The organism is Pandoraea sp. SD6-2, from assembly GCF_000389825.1.
Classification (GTDB): domain Bacteria; phylum Pseudomonadota; class Gammaproteobacteria; order Burkholderiales; family Burkholderiaceae; genus Pandoraea; species Pandoraea communis.
The window spans coordinates 176668-190383 of sequence record NZ_KB944454.1; the positions used below are offsets into that span (position 1 = coordinate 176668).

General features: G+C 61.1%; 13 protein-coding genes and 1 other RNA gene. 2 read left to right on the forward strand and 12 right to left on the reverse strand.

Translation table 11 applies throughout. The features are described from left to right. Positions 1–180 precede the first annotated feature (180 nt). The gene (gene rpsI / locus C266_RS17225; RefSeq protein ID WP_010805092.1) at positions 181–576 is read right to left on the reverse strand and encodes a 30S ribosomal protein S9; all 396 of its coding nucleotides are present in this window, start codon (positions 574–576) and stop codon (positions 181–183) included. A 9-nt stretch (positions 577–585) separates the two neighbouring features. Next, the gene (rplM, locus tag C266_RS17230; RefSeq protein WP_010805091.1) at positions 586–1014 is read right to left on the reverse strand and encodes a 50S ribosomal protein L13; all 429 of its coding nucleotides are present in this window, start codon (positions 1012–1014) and stop codon (positions 586–588) included. 648 nt (positions 1015–1662) lie between these two features. Here rplM and C266_RS17235 point away from each other — a divergent pair. Continuing rightward, positions 1663–2085, forward strand: coding sequence for an OsmC family protein (locus tag C266_RS17235; RefSeq protein ID WP_010805090.1), 423 nt, complete (start codon positions 1663–1665; stop codon positions 2083–2085). A 66-nt stretch (positions 2086–2151) separates the two neighbouring features. Here the strand turns inward: C266_RS17235 and rnpB are convergent. The 3 genes from rnpB to pyrC all read right to left on the reverse strand — a co-directional run bounded on the left by rnpB (position 2152) and on the right by pyrC (position 4504). After that, positions 2152–2561: RNase P RNA component class A (rnpB, locus tag C266_RS26410), an RNA gene on the reverse strand. 75 nt (positions 2562–2636) lie between these two features. Then, on the reverse strand, positions 2637–3470 hold the full coding sequence (locus C266_RS17245; RefSeq protein WP_010805089.1) for a DUF3025 domain-containing protein: 834 nt from the start codon (positions 3468–3470) through the stop codon (positions 2637–2639). Beyond that, positions 3467–4504 carry a dihydroorotase gene (gene pyrC, locus C266_RS17250; protein ID WP_010805088.1) on the reverse strand — a complete coding sequence of 346 codons (1038 nt, stop codon included), beginning with the start codon at positions 4502–4504 and terminating at the stop codon, positions 3467–3469. Before pyrC ends, C266_RS17245 begins: the two co-directional genes overlap by 4 nt. Positions 4505–4698: 194 nt before the next feature. On the opposite strand from pyrC, the gene C266_RS17255 reads away from it, so the two are divergent. Continuing rightward, a complete protein-coding gene (locus C266_RS17255) occupies positions 4699–5529 on the forward strand; it encodes a class II glutamine amidotransferase (protein ID WP_010805087.1) in 831 nt (276 codons plus the stop codon). Positions 5530–5621: 92 nt separating this feature from the next. Here C266_RS17255 and C266_RS17260 read toward each other — a convergent pair whose 3' ends face one another. From C266_RS17260 to C266_RS17290, 7 genes are all read right to left on the reverse strand, one after another. Further along, positions 5622–6347: an amino acid ABC transporter ATP-binding protein gene (locus C266_RS17260; protein WP_010805086.1), complete on the reverse strand. Its 726-nt coding sequence runs from the start codon at positions 6345–6347 to the stop codon at positions 5622–5624. After that, on the reverse strand, positions 6344–7024 hold the full coding sequence (gltK, locus tag C266_RS17265; RefSeq protein ID WP_010805085.1) for a glutamate/aspartate ABC transporter permease GltK: 681 nt from the start codon (positions 7022–7024) through the stop codon (positions 6344–6346). Before gltK ends, C266_RS17260 begins: the two co-directional genes overlap by 4 nt. Continuing rightward, on the reverse strand, positions 7024–7764 hold the full coding sequence (locus C266_RS17270) for an amino acid ABC transporter permease (RefSeq protein WP_010805084.1): 741 nt from the start codon (positions 7762–7764) through the stop codon (positions 7024–7026). The genes gltK and C266_RS17270 overlap by 1 nt, the downstream gene beginning before the upstream one ends. Positions 7765–7873: 109 nt before the next feature. After that, the gene (locus tag C266_RS17275; RefSeq protein ID WP_010805083.1) at positions 7874–8782 is read right to left on the reverse strand and encodes a glutamate/aspartate ABC transporter substrate-binding protein; all 909 of its coding nucleotides are present in this window, start codon (positions 8780–8782) and stop codon (positions 7874–7876) included. 165 nt (positions 8783–8947) lie between these two features. Next, the gene (locus C266_RS17280; protein ID WP_010805082.1) at positions 8948–10234 is read right to left on the reverse strand and encodes a Glu/Leu/Phe/Val dehydrogenase; all 1287 of its coding nucleotides are present in this window, start codon (positions 10232–10234) and stop codon (positions 8948–8950) included. 290 nt (positions 10235–10524) lie between these two features. After that, complete coding sequence (locus tag C266_RS17285) at positions 10525–11481, reverse strand: LysR family transcriptional regulator (protein ID WP_010805081.1); 957 nt, start codon at positions 11479–11481, stop codon at positions 10525–10527. A gap of 126 nt (positions 11482–11607) precedes the next feature. After that, positions 11608–13512: an ABC transporter ATP-binding protein/permease gene (locus tag C266_RS17290; protein ID WP_010805080.1), complete on the reverse strand. Its 1905-nt coding sequence runs from the start codon at positions 13510–13512 to the stop codon at positions 11608–11610. Positions 13513–13716 lie beyond the last annotated feature (204 nt).

Below are 13716 nucleotides of genomic sequence, written 5' to 3' on the forward strand. Positions count from 1 at the left end.
CTACCCCCTCTCAATCGGAAATGCGATTCTATCAAGCTTCCACGACACGCGTGAGACGGTGCCCCAACGGACGCCTCTCTTTTACACGCGGACAGAACACGGCGAAAAAAGAAAAAAGGCCGCGCGAGGCGGCCTTTCTCTGCACCTGCCAGAGGCAGATGCCCACAAACACCCGGGCGATTAACGCTTCGAGAATTGCTTGCGACGGCGGGCCTTGTGCAGACCAACCTTCTTACGTTCGACTTCACGGGCGTCGCGAGTGACGAAGCCTGCGGTCGACAGCGTCGGCTTGAGCGTCGCGTCGTAGTCGATCAGTGCGCGGGTGATACCGTGACGAACCGCACCGGCCTGACCCGTTTCACCGCCGCCCGAAACGTTGACCTTGATGTCGAACGTTTCAGCGTGGTTGGTCAGCTCGAGCGGCTGACGAACGATCATCAGCGACGTTTCACGAGCGAAGTACTCTTTGATCGGCTTGCCATTGACGACGATGTCGCCCTTGCCAGCCTTGATGAACACACGAGCAACAGCGCTCTTGCGACGGCCGGTGCCGTAATTCCAATCGTTTTTGAACATGGCTGGCCCTTAGATCTCGAGCGACTTCGGTTGCTGCGCTTCGTGCGGATGATTACCGTCGGCGTAAACCTTCAGCTTCTTGATCATCGCGTAGCCCAGCGGACCCTTCGGCAGCATGCCCTTCACGGCTTTCTCGAGCGCGCGGCCCGGGAAACGCTCTTGCATCTTGCCAAACGTGGTTTCGTAGATACCGCCCGGGTAACCCGTGTGGCGGTAGTACTTCTTGTCGGTTTGCTTTGCGCCCGTAACTTTCAGCTTGGCAGCATTGACGATGATGATGTAATCACCCGTGTCAACGTGCGGCGTGAATTCCGGTTTGTGTTTGCCGCGCAGACGGCGTGCCACTTCGCTGGCGACACGGCCGAGGACTTTGTCCGTCGCGTCAATCACAAACCATTCGCGCGTCACCTCTGCCGGCTTAGCGGAAAACGTCTTCATGATCGATCCAAATAAAATGCATTTGCCCCATTAACACCAACTTCCTGCTTGTCTGCCGGCCGCGTCCTTGCGATTTGGTCGCATGGCGCAGTCCTGTGCTTGCAGGCTCTCCCTGATGCTTTTTCCGTGGGCATTTCCGGAAAAGTCGTTGATTATACAGAAAAAACCACCCACCGGTAAAGCGCAGCAGGTAAACCGCGTTTCCGGCGCACAAAAAAAAACCCGAACCTCATGGGTCCGGGTTAAATCCACCAAAGGAGGAGGGTGGAGGAGACACTTGCAGGATTGCTGTGAAGCACAACAACCAATGACTGCAGTCTAGCAAATCGAATTGTGCGATGCAAGAAAATTTATAGTACGAAATTAGATACCATAATATGAAATTTCCGAGGGATTGAGCACCTCAGAACATAATCTGAAAAATCAATAAGTTACCAATAAAAATCGCACACCGCACCCCGACCAGTCACACCCGACATTTGAATTTAGGGTTTATCCCTCTGAAAACCCGATCAAAAAAGCGCCAATATTGCGACGCAGCAACCAAGGCCGGAAGGGATGGCTTTCAGGGTTTGCGGGCGGCGTCGTACGCGGGTTTGCGGAAGCCGCTACAATTTTCGCTTGAACGGGATATCGGGGTTTCGAAATATGGAATGCAAGGTGAGTTGGATGGGCCAGGAGGGTATGGCCTTCGTCGCTCAGACGGGTAGCGGCCACATCGTCGCGATGGATGGCGCGCCGGAAGGCGGCGGCCACAATCAGGCACCGCGCCCGATGGAAATGCTGCTGGTCGGCACCGGCGGCTGCACCGCCTACGATGTGGTGCTGATTCTCAAGAAGAGCCGTGCCGAAGTGAAGGACTGCAGCGTCACGCTCAAGGCCGAACGCGCAAGCGAAGACCCGAAAGTCTTCACCAAGATTCACTTCCACTTCACCGTCACGGGCCGTAACCTGAACCCTGCCACCGTGGAGCGGGCCGTGACGCTCTCCCACGACAAGTACTGCTCGGCGTCGATCATGCTCGCCAAGACCGCCGAGCTGACACACAGCGTCGAGATTGTCGAAGGCTAAGATTCGTACGCACTGGCGATAGAAACACAAAAGGCTCCCACCGGGAGCCTTTTGTGTTTTGTTGGGATGCAGAGCCGGCCGATAAGCCGGATTCTGTGAACGCGACTCGCGCCGCGCCTGACAATCATTCCTCTAGGCGACGCATCACTACGCCGCTCAAGCTTCCTACCCGCAGGCTCCCGGGGGCCCCGTTGCCGGCACCCGCACGAGGCGAATGCCGCTCACCTGCCTATTTGGAATTGCTCCGGGTGGAGGTTACCGTGCCGTGTGCGTTGCCGCACGCCGCGGTGCGCTCTTACCGCACCGTTTCACCCTTACCTGATCCGCCTGGCTTGCGCCAGGGGCCATCGGCGGTCTGTTCTCTGTTGCCCTGTTCCGCGTCTCACGACGGATGGCCGTTAGCCATCACCCTGCCCTGTGGAGTCCGGACTTTCCTCCCCCTCCCAAAGGGAGGCGGCGATTGTCTGGCCGACTCTGCGGGCCGAAGTGTAGCACGCGGACTGCCGTCATTGCCCGTCGGTCCTGCGCGCCGAGACCGCGCCCAGCCGATGTCATCCGCCCTTTTGCCGCCGCCCCGGCCGAAAGACCGACAGATCCTGATAGTAGGAAGGGTCATCGTTAGCAGGCCACCAGCCGGGAATGCCAAGCACCGGCAACGGCGCGAAGTCGCGTGTGGTCCACGCGGCGCTGGCGAGCGCTGGCGCGATCCGGCCGTCGAGCCAGGCGCGACGCTCAGACGGTGTCCAGCCAAAATAGTCACGGGGAACGTCCACGATCCAGGCATGCGCCGTCACCGATTTGTAAGGTGCAACAAGCTTTTCCAGCAAGGCATGCCCAAAGGGCTGGACTTCGCAGGCGCGTCCCCAATCGGCGCGGCGCGCCACGAACAGCGTGTGCCAGTCGAATGCACGCAGCGCAGCGCCGAGGGCCGCGTCGCTGCATGCGAAGAGGACGGCGTTCTCATCGAAGACAGTCGCGGCGTCGCGCGTAGCGCCGCGCGTGGCCTGCACACCTTCGGTCGCGATCGCCACGGCCTGACGCGCGTTGAGCGCTGCCTTGCCGCGCGGATAGGTCAGCCAGATCAGCGCGTTGAAGAAGTCATGCAGGTTCCGGCGCGTCGGCACGCCGCCGGTGGCGGCGATGAACGCCTCGTAAGCCGTGGCGGCGGGCAGGTCTTCCTGCGCGACGAAGCGAAGCGCCCGTCCCTGACCGCTCACCAGCCCGGCGGCGGCGGCGTAGGCCGAAAGCGCCTCGCGCCAATTGCCGTCGGCCAATGCGGCCTGGCCGCGTTCCGATACGGCGTCGAACCACGGTGAGCGCCAGTCGATCTCCGGCAGGCCGGAAGGCGCACACCCCGCAGGCGCCACGGCGCCGCCCACACTCACCCCTTGAGCTTCCAGCCGATCACTTCGCCGGCGCGCAGGGGCACGACGGTCTCGTCGCCCATCGGCAGTTCGGCCGGCAGTTCCCAATCTTCGCGCACCAGCGTGATCTTGCCGGCGTTACGCGGCAGTTCGTAGAAATCCGGGCCGTGGAAGCTGGCGAACCCTTCGAACTTGTCGAGCGCGCCGGCCTTGTCGAACGCCTCGGCATACAACTCCACCGCATGCAGTGCCGTGTAGCAGCCCGCGCAACCGCAGGCGGCTTCCTTCACGCCGCGCGCGTGCGGCGCGCTGTCGGTGCCCAGGAAGAAGCGTGCGCTGCCCGAGGTTGCCGCTTTCACCAGCGCCTCGCGATGGGTCTCGCGCTTGAGCACCGGCAGGCAGTAGTAATGCGGACGAATGCCGCCCGTGAAGATGGCGTTGCGGTTGTATAGCAGGTGATGCGCGGTAATCGTCGCAGCGATGGGGCCTTCGGCCTGAGCGACATACTCTGCGGCGTCCTTCGTCGTGATGTGCTCGAACACCACCTTGAGGCCCGGAAAATCGCGGCGCAGCGGCGACATGACCTTGTCGATGAAGACCTTTTCACGGTCGAAGATATCGATGTCGGCACTGGTCACCTCACCGTGCACGAGCAGCGGCATACCGACGTCCTGCATGGCCTCGAGCGCGCTGCGGCACTTGGCCAGATCGGTCACGCCGGCGTCAGAATTCGTCGTTGCGCCCGCCGGATACAGCTTCACGGCGTGCACAAAGCCCGACGCCTTCGCGCGACGAATCTCGTCGGCAGGCGTGTTGTCGGTGAGATACAGGGTCATCAGCGGCTCGAACGTGTTGCCCGCCGGACGCGCCGCGAGAATGCGCTCGCGATACGCCGCCGCATGTTCGGTCGTGGTGACCGGCGGCTTGAGGTTCGGCATGATGATCGCGCGGCCGAACTGGCGGGCGCTGTCGGGCAGCACGCTCTTGAGCACGGCGCCGTCGCGCACGTGCAAGTGCCAGTCATCGGGACGAGTGATTGTCAGTTCTGTGGTCATGGCGTTTTCCGGGGGCTGGGAAGGCTGCTCTGGCCCATGAAACCGCGGCTGCGTGGTGACGCGTCGGCGCGACGGACTTCTTGGGCGGGAATGTACGTGCACAGGGGCCGGTGCTATGCTTGTGCAACCCCATATTGTAACGGCAGCGGCGCTCAGACACGACGTGCGCAGCCAACCTTCGATTAGCCTGTCCCATGTGCCAACTGCTCGCAATGAATTGCGCGGAACCGACCGATATCACGTTCTCATTTACCGGTTTCGCAGCGCGTGGGGGAGGTACGGATCACCATGCCGACGGCTGGGGCATCGCGTTTTTCGAAGACAAGGCCTGCCGTCTCTTCATCGATCATCAGGCGGCGGCGAATTCGCCCATCGCCGAACTGGTGAAGAAATACCCGATCAAGTCGAAAAACGTCATCGCGCATATCCGCAAAGCGACGCAAGGCATCGTTGAGTTGGAGAACTGCCATCCGTTCCAGCGCGAACTGTGGGGACGCCACTGGATCTTCGCGCATAACGGCGATCTGCACGACTACGACCCGTTTCTTTCGGGCGTCTATCAACCTGTGGGGACGACCGACAGCGAGCGCGCCTTCTGCGACATCATGCAGGGCTTGCGCAAGCGCTTCCCCGGCTCGCAACCGCCGCTCGACGAGCTGTTCCATGCCGTCGAGGACATTACGCGCACGATCACCCGGCACGGCGTATTCAACTTCGTGCTTTCAAACGGCCAGGCACTTATCGCCCACTGCTCGACGCGGCTGCACTTCATCGCCCGCCAATGGCCGTTCGCGAAGGCGCATCTGATCGACGCCGACTGGGAAATCGATTTCGCCAAGTTCACCACGCCGGCCGATCGCGTCGCGGTGATCGCCACCGCGCCGCTCACGGACAACGAAGTCTGGACGACCTTCGAGCCGGGCGAATTGATTCTGTTCGAAAAGGGCGCGCCGTCCCTGCGCGCGGTGGTGCCGATTCCGGAAGCGGTGCGTCTGCGCAACGCGCAAAACACGGCCTGCCAGTAAGGCAGACAGCACCGGGCGAACATCCGTCTGCCCGCGACGCCCATAAAAAAAGCGTGCCCGAAGGCACGCTTTTTTCCAGCGGCTGACCGGAATCAGTGCAGGATCTTGGCCAGGAAGTCCTTGGCGCGGTCAGACTTCGGATTCGCGAAGAACTCGTCCTTCTTGTCGTCTTCGACGATGATGCCCTGATCCATGAAGATCACACGGTTCGCGACCTTCTTGGCGAAGCCCATTTCGTGCGTGACCACCATCATGGTCATGCCTTCCTGAGCGAGTTCGACCATCACGTCGAGCACTTCGTTAATCATTTCCGGGTCGAGTGCCGAGGTCGGCTCGTCGAACAGCATGGCGATCGGGTCCATGCACAGGGCACGGGCGATGGCCACACGCTGTTGCTGACCGCCCGAAAGCTGGCCCGGGAACTTGTGGGCATGCGCCTTCAGACCTACGCGCTCAAGCAGCTTCAGGCCCTTGTCGCGAGCAGCGTCCTTGCTGCGGCCGAGCACCTTGATCTGCGCGAGCGTCAGGTTTTCGGTGATCGACAGGTGCGGGAACAGTTCGAAGTGCTGGAACACCATGCCGACGCGCGAGCGCAGCTTGGCCAGATTCGTCTTCGGGTCGGCGACCGACGTGCCGTCGACAATGATCTCGCCTTGCTGGATTGGCTCCAGACCGTTGACGGTCTTGATGAGCGTGGACTTGCCCGACCCCGACGGGCCGCACACCACCACGACTTCACCCTTCTTGACTTCAGTGGAGCAGTCCGTAAGCACCTGGAACTGGCCATACCACTTGGAGACTTTTTTAAGGGTAATCATTTCGCCAACCTCTTTTGAAGACGTTTAACCAACATCGAAACCGAGAAGCAGATCACGAAGTAGACCGTTCCGGCAAACACAATCATCGCAGGCAGCGTGCCGTCACGCTGGCCCACCTGATACGCCATGCCGAAGAAATCGGACAAAGCGATCGCATATACAAGCGACGTATCCTGAAACAGAATAATGCCCTGCGTGAGCAGCAAAGGCACCATGTTGCGGAACGCCTGCGGCAGCACCACGAGACCCATCGCCTGCCAGTACGACATGCCCAGCGCGAAGGCGGCGGACAACTGCCCGCGCGACACGCTCTGGATACCCGCGCGGATAATTTCCGAATAATACGCCGCTTCGAACAGTGAAAAAGCGACGAGCGCGGAGACCATCCGGATGTCCCACGTGGGCGGCACGTCGAGCAACGTCCGCAGCACCTGCGGCACGATCAGGAAGAACCACAGCAGCACCATCAGCAGCGGGATCGAGCGGAACACGTTTACATACAGATCCGCAAACCACTTCAGCGCCGTCACGCCGGACAGGCGCATCATCGCGAGCAGTGTGCCCCAGACGATACCCACGAACACCGCAAGACCCGTGACCTGCAGCGTGGTGATCATGCCCTTGACGAGCAGCGGCATCGCATCGACGGCGCCGCCCCAAGCGAAGATTTCACCCATTATTTGCCCCCGATGTAGCCCGGCAGGCGGGTCTTCGATTCGAGCCAACGCATGAACGTGAGCACGACGATGTTGATAAGCATGTACGCGAGCGTCACCGCGATGAACGACTCGTAGCTATGCGCCGTGTAATCGATGAGCTGCTTGCCCTGACCTGTCAGTTCGAGCAGGTTCACGGTCGAGATCACGGCCGAGTTCTTGAAGATGTTGACGAATTCCGAGGTAATTGGCGGAATCACCACACGGAAGGCCACCGGCAGCAGCACGAAGCGGTACGTCTGCGGCAGCGTGAGCCCCATGGCCAGACCGGCATTTTTCTGGCCCTTGGGCAGCGAATTGATACCTGAGCGCACCTGTTCACATACCCGGGCCGCCGTAAAGAGCCCCAGGCCGATCACCCCGGTGAGCAGCGAGACATTCGCCGGATTGAGCGAGAACAGCCATTGGCGAACGCCTTCGGGCAGGAAGTCGGGCGCTACGTAATACCAGAAGAACAACTGCACGAGCAGCGGGATATTCCGGAATAGCTCCACGTAACCTGCCGCGAAGCCGGAAATCCATTTGTTGGGAATGGTACGCATCACGCCGAGCACGGAGCCCACGATTAGCGCAATGATCCAGCCGCCAAGGCCGACCGCAAGCGTGAGCTTGAAGCCCGAGAGCAACCACCCGAAGTAGGTCGTGCCCTCACCGGTAGCTACCGGCTGGAAGAAAAAACTGAAATCGAGACCGAGAGCCATGATCTCCCCTTTTCTACTTGTCTTGCTTAAAAAGAAGCGGAAGGATTGACTCCTTCCGCTTCGGGCTTACGCACTGACGGTGCTCAGCGTTCCATCAAGCCGGCGAGGCTTACTTGGCACCTTGAACGTCAGCATTGTCGTTCGGCGCTTTCCACAGGGTGGCCATTTCAGCCGACGGCGGGAAGTCCATGTTCACGCCACCCAGTGCCGGAATCGGTTGCTGGAACCACTTGGCGTAGTCCTTTTGCGCCTGGCCCGACTTCTGGTAGTCACCGACAGCCTTGTCCACCAGCTTCTTGAAGGCCGGATCGTCCTTGCGCATCATGCAGCCGTAGGCTTCGTACGATTGCGGCTTGCCGACAATGCTGTAGTCCTTGGCGTCCTTGAACTTGGCACGCTCACCGGCGAGCAGGGCGTCATCCATCATGAATGCGACGGCACGGCCCGAATGCAGCGTGATTGCTGCTTCGCCATGGTCCTTCGCGCTGATGATGTTCATGCCCATGTTTTCTTTCTGATTCATCTCGCGCAGCAGACGCTCGGAGGTCGTACCCGCCGTGGTCACGACGTTCTTGCCCTTGAGGTCGGCGAAGTCCTTGATGCCCGAGCTGTTCTTCGCCAGCAGACGCGTGCCGATGATGAAGAACGTGTTCGAGAACGCAGCCTGCTTCTGACGATCAGCGTTGTTCGTGGTCGAACCGCACTCGATGTCGATCGTGCCATTTTGAACCAGCGGAATGCGGTTCTGCGACGTGATCGGGGTCTGCTTGGCTTCCAGCTTCGGCAACTTCAGTTCTTTCTTGACTTCGGCGACGATCGCCATGGCCACATCGTTGGCATAGCCGACGACATTGTGGTTGTTGTCATAGAACGAGAACGGGATCGACGACTCGCGGTTCCCCAGCGAGATAATGCCTGTGTCCTTGATTTTTTTGAGGGTACCGCTTTCCTGCGCCTGAGCAGCACCTGCCATCAGGCCCACGCAGCACATCGCCAACGCAATTTTCGAGAGGGTCATTCCTTGGTCTCCTTGGCACAAAACGAATGCATTTTAGCACTGCAATTGCCCATTTTTTTATTCTCGAATGTTCGGAACGGACGTCTTTTTTGACGTAAATCGCCCCGAACATTCTGTTTTCACGCATTAATGCGTATTACTACTTAGCTCGACAGCCCCCTCGTATCAGGGGTACAGGCCGCGCATCTCACGGGCTTGCAGAATACGGGTACACGCGACGATGAATGCGGCGGTACGCAGCGAAACCTTATGTTCCTGCGCCACGTTCCACACGCCATCGAACGCTTCACGCATGATGCGCTCCAGACGGTGGTTGATCTCTTCCTCGGTCCAGAAGAAGCTCGAGAAGTCCTGCACCCACTCGAAGTACGAGACCGTCACGCCGCCGGCGTTGGCTACGACGTCCGGCACGACAAGAATGTTCTTGCTGCGCAGAATGTCGTCGGCTGCCGTCGTCGTCGGGCCGTTGGCGCCTTCGACCACGACCTTCGCGCGGATCTTGTCGGCATTTTTCTCGGTAATCTGGTTTTCCAGCGCCGCCGGAATCAGGAATTCACAGTCGAGCGACCAGAATTCGTCGTCCTTGATGGTCTCGGCTGCCGGGAAACCGCCCACGCCGCCGGTCTCGGCCACATGCTTGAGCAGATTCGTCACATCGAGGCCGTCCGACTTGTAGATCGTGCCGGTGTGATCTTGCACGCCGATGACATGGGCGCCAGCTTCGTGGAACAGGCGGGCGGCGATACCGCCCACATTGCCGAAGCCCTGCACGATCACGCGCGCACCGCGCACGTCCATGCCCAGACGGCGGGCCGCTTCGCAGCTCACCACGAACACGCCGCGGCCGGTCGCTTCGCGACGGCCCAGCGAGCCGCCCAGCGAAATCGGCTTGCCGGTCACAACCCCCGTGGCCGTGGAACCCTCGTTCATCGAGTAGGTATCCATCATCCACGCCATGATCTGCTCATTGGTGTTGACGTCCGGCGCCGGAATGTCCTTCGTCGGCCCGATGATGATGTTGATTTCGCTGGTGTAACGACGCGTCAGGCGCTCAAGTTCGCCGCGCGAGAGCTGGCGCGGATCGACACGGATACCGCCCTTGGCGCCGCCGTACGGCACGTTCACGGCGGCGTTCTTGACAGACATCCAGGCCGACAGGGCCATGACTTCGGAGAGCGTGACGTCCTGGTGAAAGCGCACGCCGCCCTTGCCGGGGCCGCGCGAGGTGTTGTGCTGGACACGATAGCCCTCGAAATGGGCGATGGTGCCGTTATCGAGTTCGATCGGGCAATCGACGATCAGGATACGTTTCGGACGCTTGAGGGTTTCGACCCAGCGCGAGAGCGGACCCAGATAGGGCGTAACGCGATCCACCTGTTGGAGGTAGTTACCCCACGGACCGAGGTGCTCGGCGTCGAGGTAAGAGGGCAAGACATGTGACGTTTGCGACATCGTTGGATTCTCCGGCTTGATCATTCAGTGCCGCACGCACGGCACGAATGGCTGGCACTTTACAAAGAACCGCGAAGAACAATCCAATGCCGAATAAACATGTATCTATGCGTTTTGTGCATAGTTTCGACTTAGTGGCGACTTGATGGCTATTTCGCCGTTATGCCACGCGAAAGCCTGCGAAAACCCTCGAACGCCCACGCGCCGGCGAGCCCCGACTTTGGGACGGGTCTCTCCCCGGCAAAGGGGGGAAATGTCCTCTGCGCGGAGAATGCCGCGCCGACGCGGCGTCAGCCTTTGACCTGATCGCGCACGGCCTGCCAGAACGCCTCCACCACATCGCGCTTGGCGCGCTCGCGCCGGTTGCTGGCGTCGGTATAGGCGAGGCGGTCGCGATACAGGCGAATCTCCATATCCAGGTGCCACGGTGCGGCCGCCTTGCCTGGGGGCGCGAGATCGATCAGTTCGTCACGTGCGACCGAATCGATCACCGCGCTTTCCGGAAGAAAGGCCACACCGTGCCCGGCCAGCACCATCGCCTTGAGCGCCTCGGCCATGTCCGTCTCATACACCTTGTCCAGATATGGCGGACTCGATGCATCCCCGGCAAGCAGATCCGCCATTCGTCCGAGGTAGGCATTCGACGTGTAGGCCAGATAAGGCACCGGTGCGTCCGGTGTGCCGGGCAGCCTGAACCGTGCGCGCTTTTGCGCCGTCGGCGCACTGTAGGGGCTGAAGCGTTCGCTGCCGAGCACGATCATCTCGTAGCGTGCCGCGTCGAGTTGCAGCGGCTGGCTCGGGTGGTAGTAGCACATGAGCAGATCGCAGCCGCCGTCGGTGAGCGACATGGCGGCGTCGTGCACATTGAGCGCGCGCAGACGGCTGCGCAGCAGGCCCATGCGCTTTTCCAGCGCCTTGAGCCAGCGCGGGAAGAACGTCATCGACAGCGTATGCGGCACGGCGAAATCGAGCACCGAATGATCGGCCGAGCGCTGTTCGCGCAGCAGGGCGCGGGCTTCCTGTGCCTGAGAGAGCAGCGCAAGCGCCTGCTCGTAGAACACCTCGCCGGCCGGAGTGAGCCGCGTCGGGTAGCTGGAACGGTCGATGAGTTCGCTGCCGAGCCACGCCTCGAGCGACTGAATGCGGCGCGAGAACGCCGGCTGCGTCACATGGCGCAACTCGGCCGAACGGCTGAAACTGTTCGTCTTGGCGAGCGACACGAAGTCCTCGAGCCATTTGATTTCCATGCGGTGCTCCCGCGTCGGCAATGTCAGCGCGCTAGTCTACTCAATCGCCCGCCCGGATGACAGGCCTGCGCCCATCATCACGCGTCATGCCATCGTCCCGCTCGCCCTCGCTTGCCCCGCCAGGGTTCAGGACACCACCGTCGCGAAGTGCGACGCCTCGGCATCCCCTTCCCCGCCGCGACGTTGCTGCTGCAACGCCCACATCTGCGCGTAGAGCCCTTCGGCACGCAGCAACTCGTCGTGCGTACCGCGCTCGACGATGCGCCCCTTGTCGAGCACGATGATCTGCGCCGCATGCACGACCGTCGAGAGCCGGTGCGCGATGACGAGCGTTGTGCGCTCGCGGGCGATGTTGCGCAACTCCGACTGAATCGCCTGCTCCGAGCGCGAATCCAGCGCCGAGGTCGCTTCGTCGAAAATCAGGATGTGCGGGTTCTTGAGGATGGTGCGGGCAATCGCCACACGTTGCTTCTCGCCCCCGGAGAGCTTGAGGCCGCGCTCACCGACCATCGACTCGTAACCGGCCGGCAGGCTCTCGATAAAGTCGTGGATGTGCGCCGCACGGGCCGCCGCAATAACCTGTTCGCGCGATGCCGACGGATTGCCGTAGGCGATGTTGTAGTAGATGGTGTCGTTGAACAACACCGTATCCTGCGGCACGATACCGATGGCCGCGCGCAACGAATCCTGCGTCACGTCGCGAATATCCTGGGCGTCGATAGTGATGCGTCCCGCCGGCACGCCGGGGAAGCCAACGTCATAGAAGCGGAACAACAGCCGGGAGAGCGTCGATTTGCCCGAGCCACTGTGTCCGACAACCGCCGTGGTCGTCCCTGCCGCCACCGTGAAATCGACGTCGTGCAGAATCTGACGCGACGGTTCATAGCCGAAATTCACGTGCTCGAAACGCACCGTGCTGCCACGGCAGACGAGCGGCTGTGCCCCCGGCGGATCGGCCACTTCACGATTGACATCGAGCAGCGTAAACATGCGATCCATGTCCGTCATCGCCTGCTTGAGTTCGCGATAGATGACGCCGAGAAAGTTCAGCGGAATGTAGAGCTGCAACATGAACGTGTTGACGAGCACCAGATCGCCAAGCGTCATGCGTCCGCTCATCACACCCTGCGTGGCGTGCCAGAGAATCAGGATAAGCCCGCCCGCGATGATGACCTGCTGCCCGAAATTCAACACCGACAGCGAGTTCTGCGATCGAATCGCCGCGGCACGATAGCGCTTGAGGTTCTCGTCGTAACGCTGCGTCTCGAACGCTTCGTTACCGAAATACTTCACCGTCTCGTAGTTGATCAGCGAATCGATGGCACGGGCATTGGCCTTCGAGTCGAGTTCGTTCATCGTGCGGCGAAAGTGCGTGCGCCACTCCGTGACCTTCACCGTGAACACGATGTAGAACGCGAGCGCGATGAGCGTGACGATGGCGTAGAAGGCGTCGTAGCGCACCACGAAGAAGCCCAGCACGAGCGCCACTTCGATGAGCGTCGGCAGAATGCTGTAGAGCGAATACGAGATCATCGACTGGATGCCTCGCGTGCCGCGCTCGATATCGCGGCTCATGCCGCCCGTCTGACGCTCCAGGTGAAAGCGCAGCGACAGCGCATGCAGGTGCCGGAACACCTTGAGCGCGATTTGCCGCACCGCGCTCTCGGTCACCTTCGAGAACAGCATTTCCCGCAACTCGGTGAAGAGCGACGTAGACAGACGCACGATCCCGTACGCGATGACCAGCAGCCCAAGGCTGCCCACGACGATCAGACTCGCGTCGCCCGTCGCGCGGGCCGTGGCCGAGAGCGCCGTCACCGGGCCGAGCGCGTCGACGATGTGCTTCATGATGATGGGCACACCGAGGTTCGCCACCTTGGCCAGAACGAGGCACGACAGGGCCAGCGTAACGCGTCCACGGAATTCGAGCAGATAGGGAAACAGCGACTTGATGACTTGCCAGTCGCCGCGAGAAGGCTTGGGAGCGCCGGAGGCCGCCGGCGCAGGCTCGGCCGGAGTGAAACGTCTCATGATGGGGTTGGGGCGGCGTCCGGCTCGCGAGAGGGCTTTCCGCTAAAATCGTCAATGGCGTATTTTCGCAGAACCCGGCGTCTCATGCTGAGCCGACGCCGGGCGGCCCTCCCGCCAGTCAAGGGCCACGGAATGACCGGTGGCGCCTGCCAATGCCCGTCGTCCCCGCGGTTTCCGGCTTTTCCGGCTCAAGCAAGGAATCTC

Coding starts and splice junctions, on each gene's coding strand:
- rpsI (WP_010805092.1), bottom strand. CDS start 576: ATGTTCAAAAACGATTGGAATTACGGCACCGGCCGTCGCAAGAGCGCT.
- rplM (WP_010805091.1), bottom strand. CDS start 1,014: ATGAAGACGTTTTCCGCTAAGCCGGCAGAGGTGACGCGCGAATGGTTT.
- C266_RS17235 (WP_010805090.1), top strand. CDS start 1,663: ATGGAATGCAAGGTGAGTTGGATGGGCCAGGAGGGTATGGCCTTCGTC.
- pyrC (WP_010805088.1), bottom strand. CDS start 4,504: ATGACCACAGAACTGACAATCACTCGTCCCGATGACTGGCACTTGCAC.
- C266_RS17255 (WP_010805087.1), top strand. CDS start 4,699: ATGTGCCAACTGCTCGCAATGAATTGCGCGGAACCGACCGATATCACG.
- C266_RS17260 (WP_010805086.1), bottom strand. CDS start 6,347: ATGATTACCCTTAAAAAAGTCTCCAAGTGGTATGGCCAGTTCCAGGTG.
- gltK (WP_010805085.1), bottom strand. CDS start 7,024: ATGGGTGAAATCTTCGCTTGGGGCGGCGCCGTCGATGCGATGCCGCTG.
- C266_RS17270 (WP_010805084.1), bottom strand. CDS start 7,764: ATGGCTCTCGGTCTCGATTTCAGTTTTTTCTTCCAGCCGGTAGCTACC.
- C266_RS17275 (WP_010805083.1), bottom strand. CDS start 8,782: ATGACCCTCTCGAAAATTGCGTTGGCGATGTGCTGCGTGGGCCTGATG.
- C266_RS17280 (WP_010805082.1), bottom strand. CDS start 10,234: ATGTCGCAAACGTCACATGTCTTGCCCTCTTACCTCGACGCCGAGCAC.
- C266_RS17285 (WP_010805081.1), bottom strand. CDS start 11,481: ATGGAAATCAAATGGCTCGAGGACTTCGTGTCGCTCGCCAAGACGAAC.
- C266_RS17290 (WP_010805080.1), bottom strand. CDS start 13,512: ATGAGACGTTTCACTCCGGCCGAGCCTGCGCCGGCGGCCTCCGGCGCT.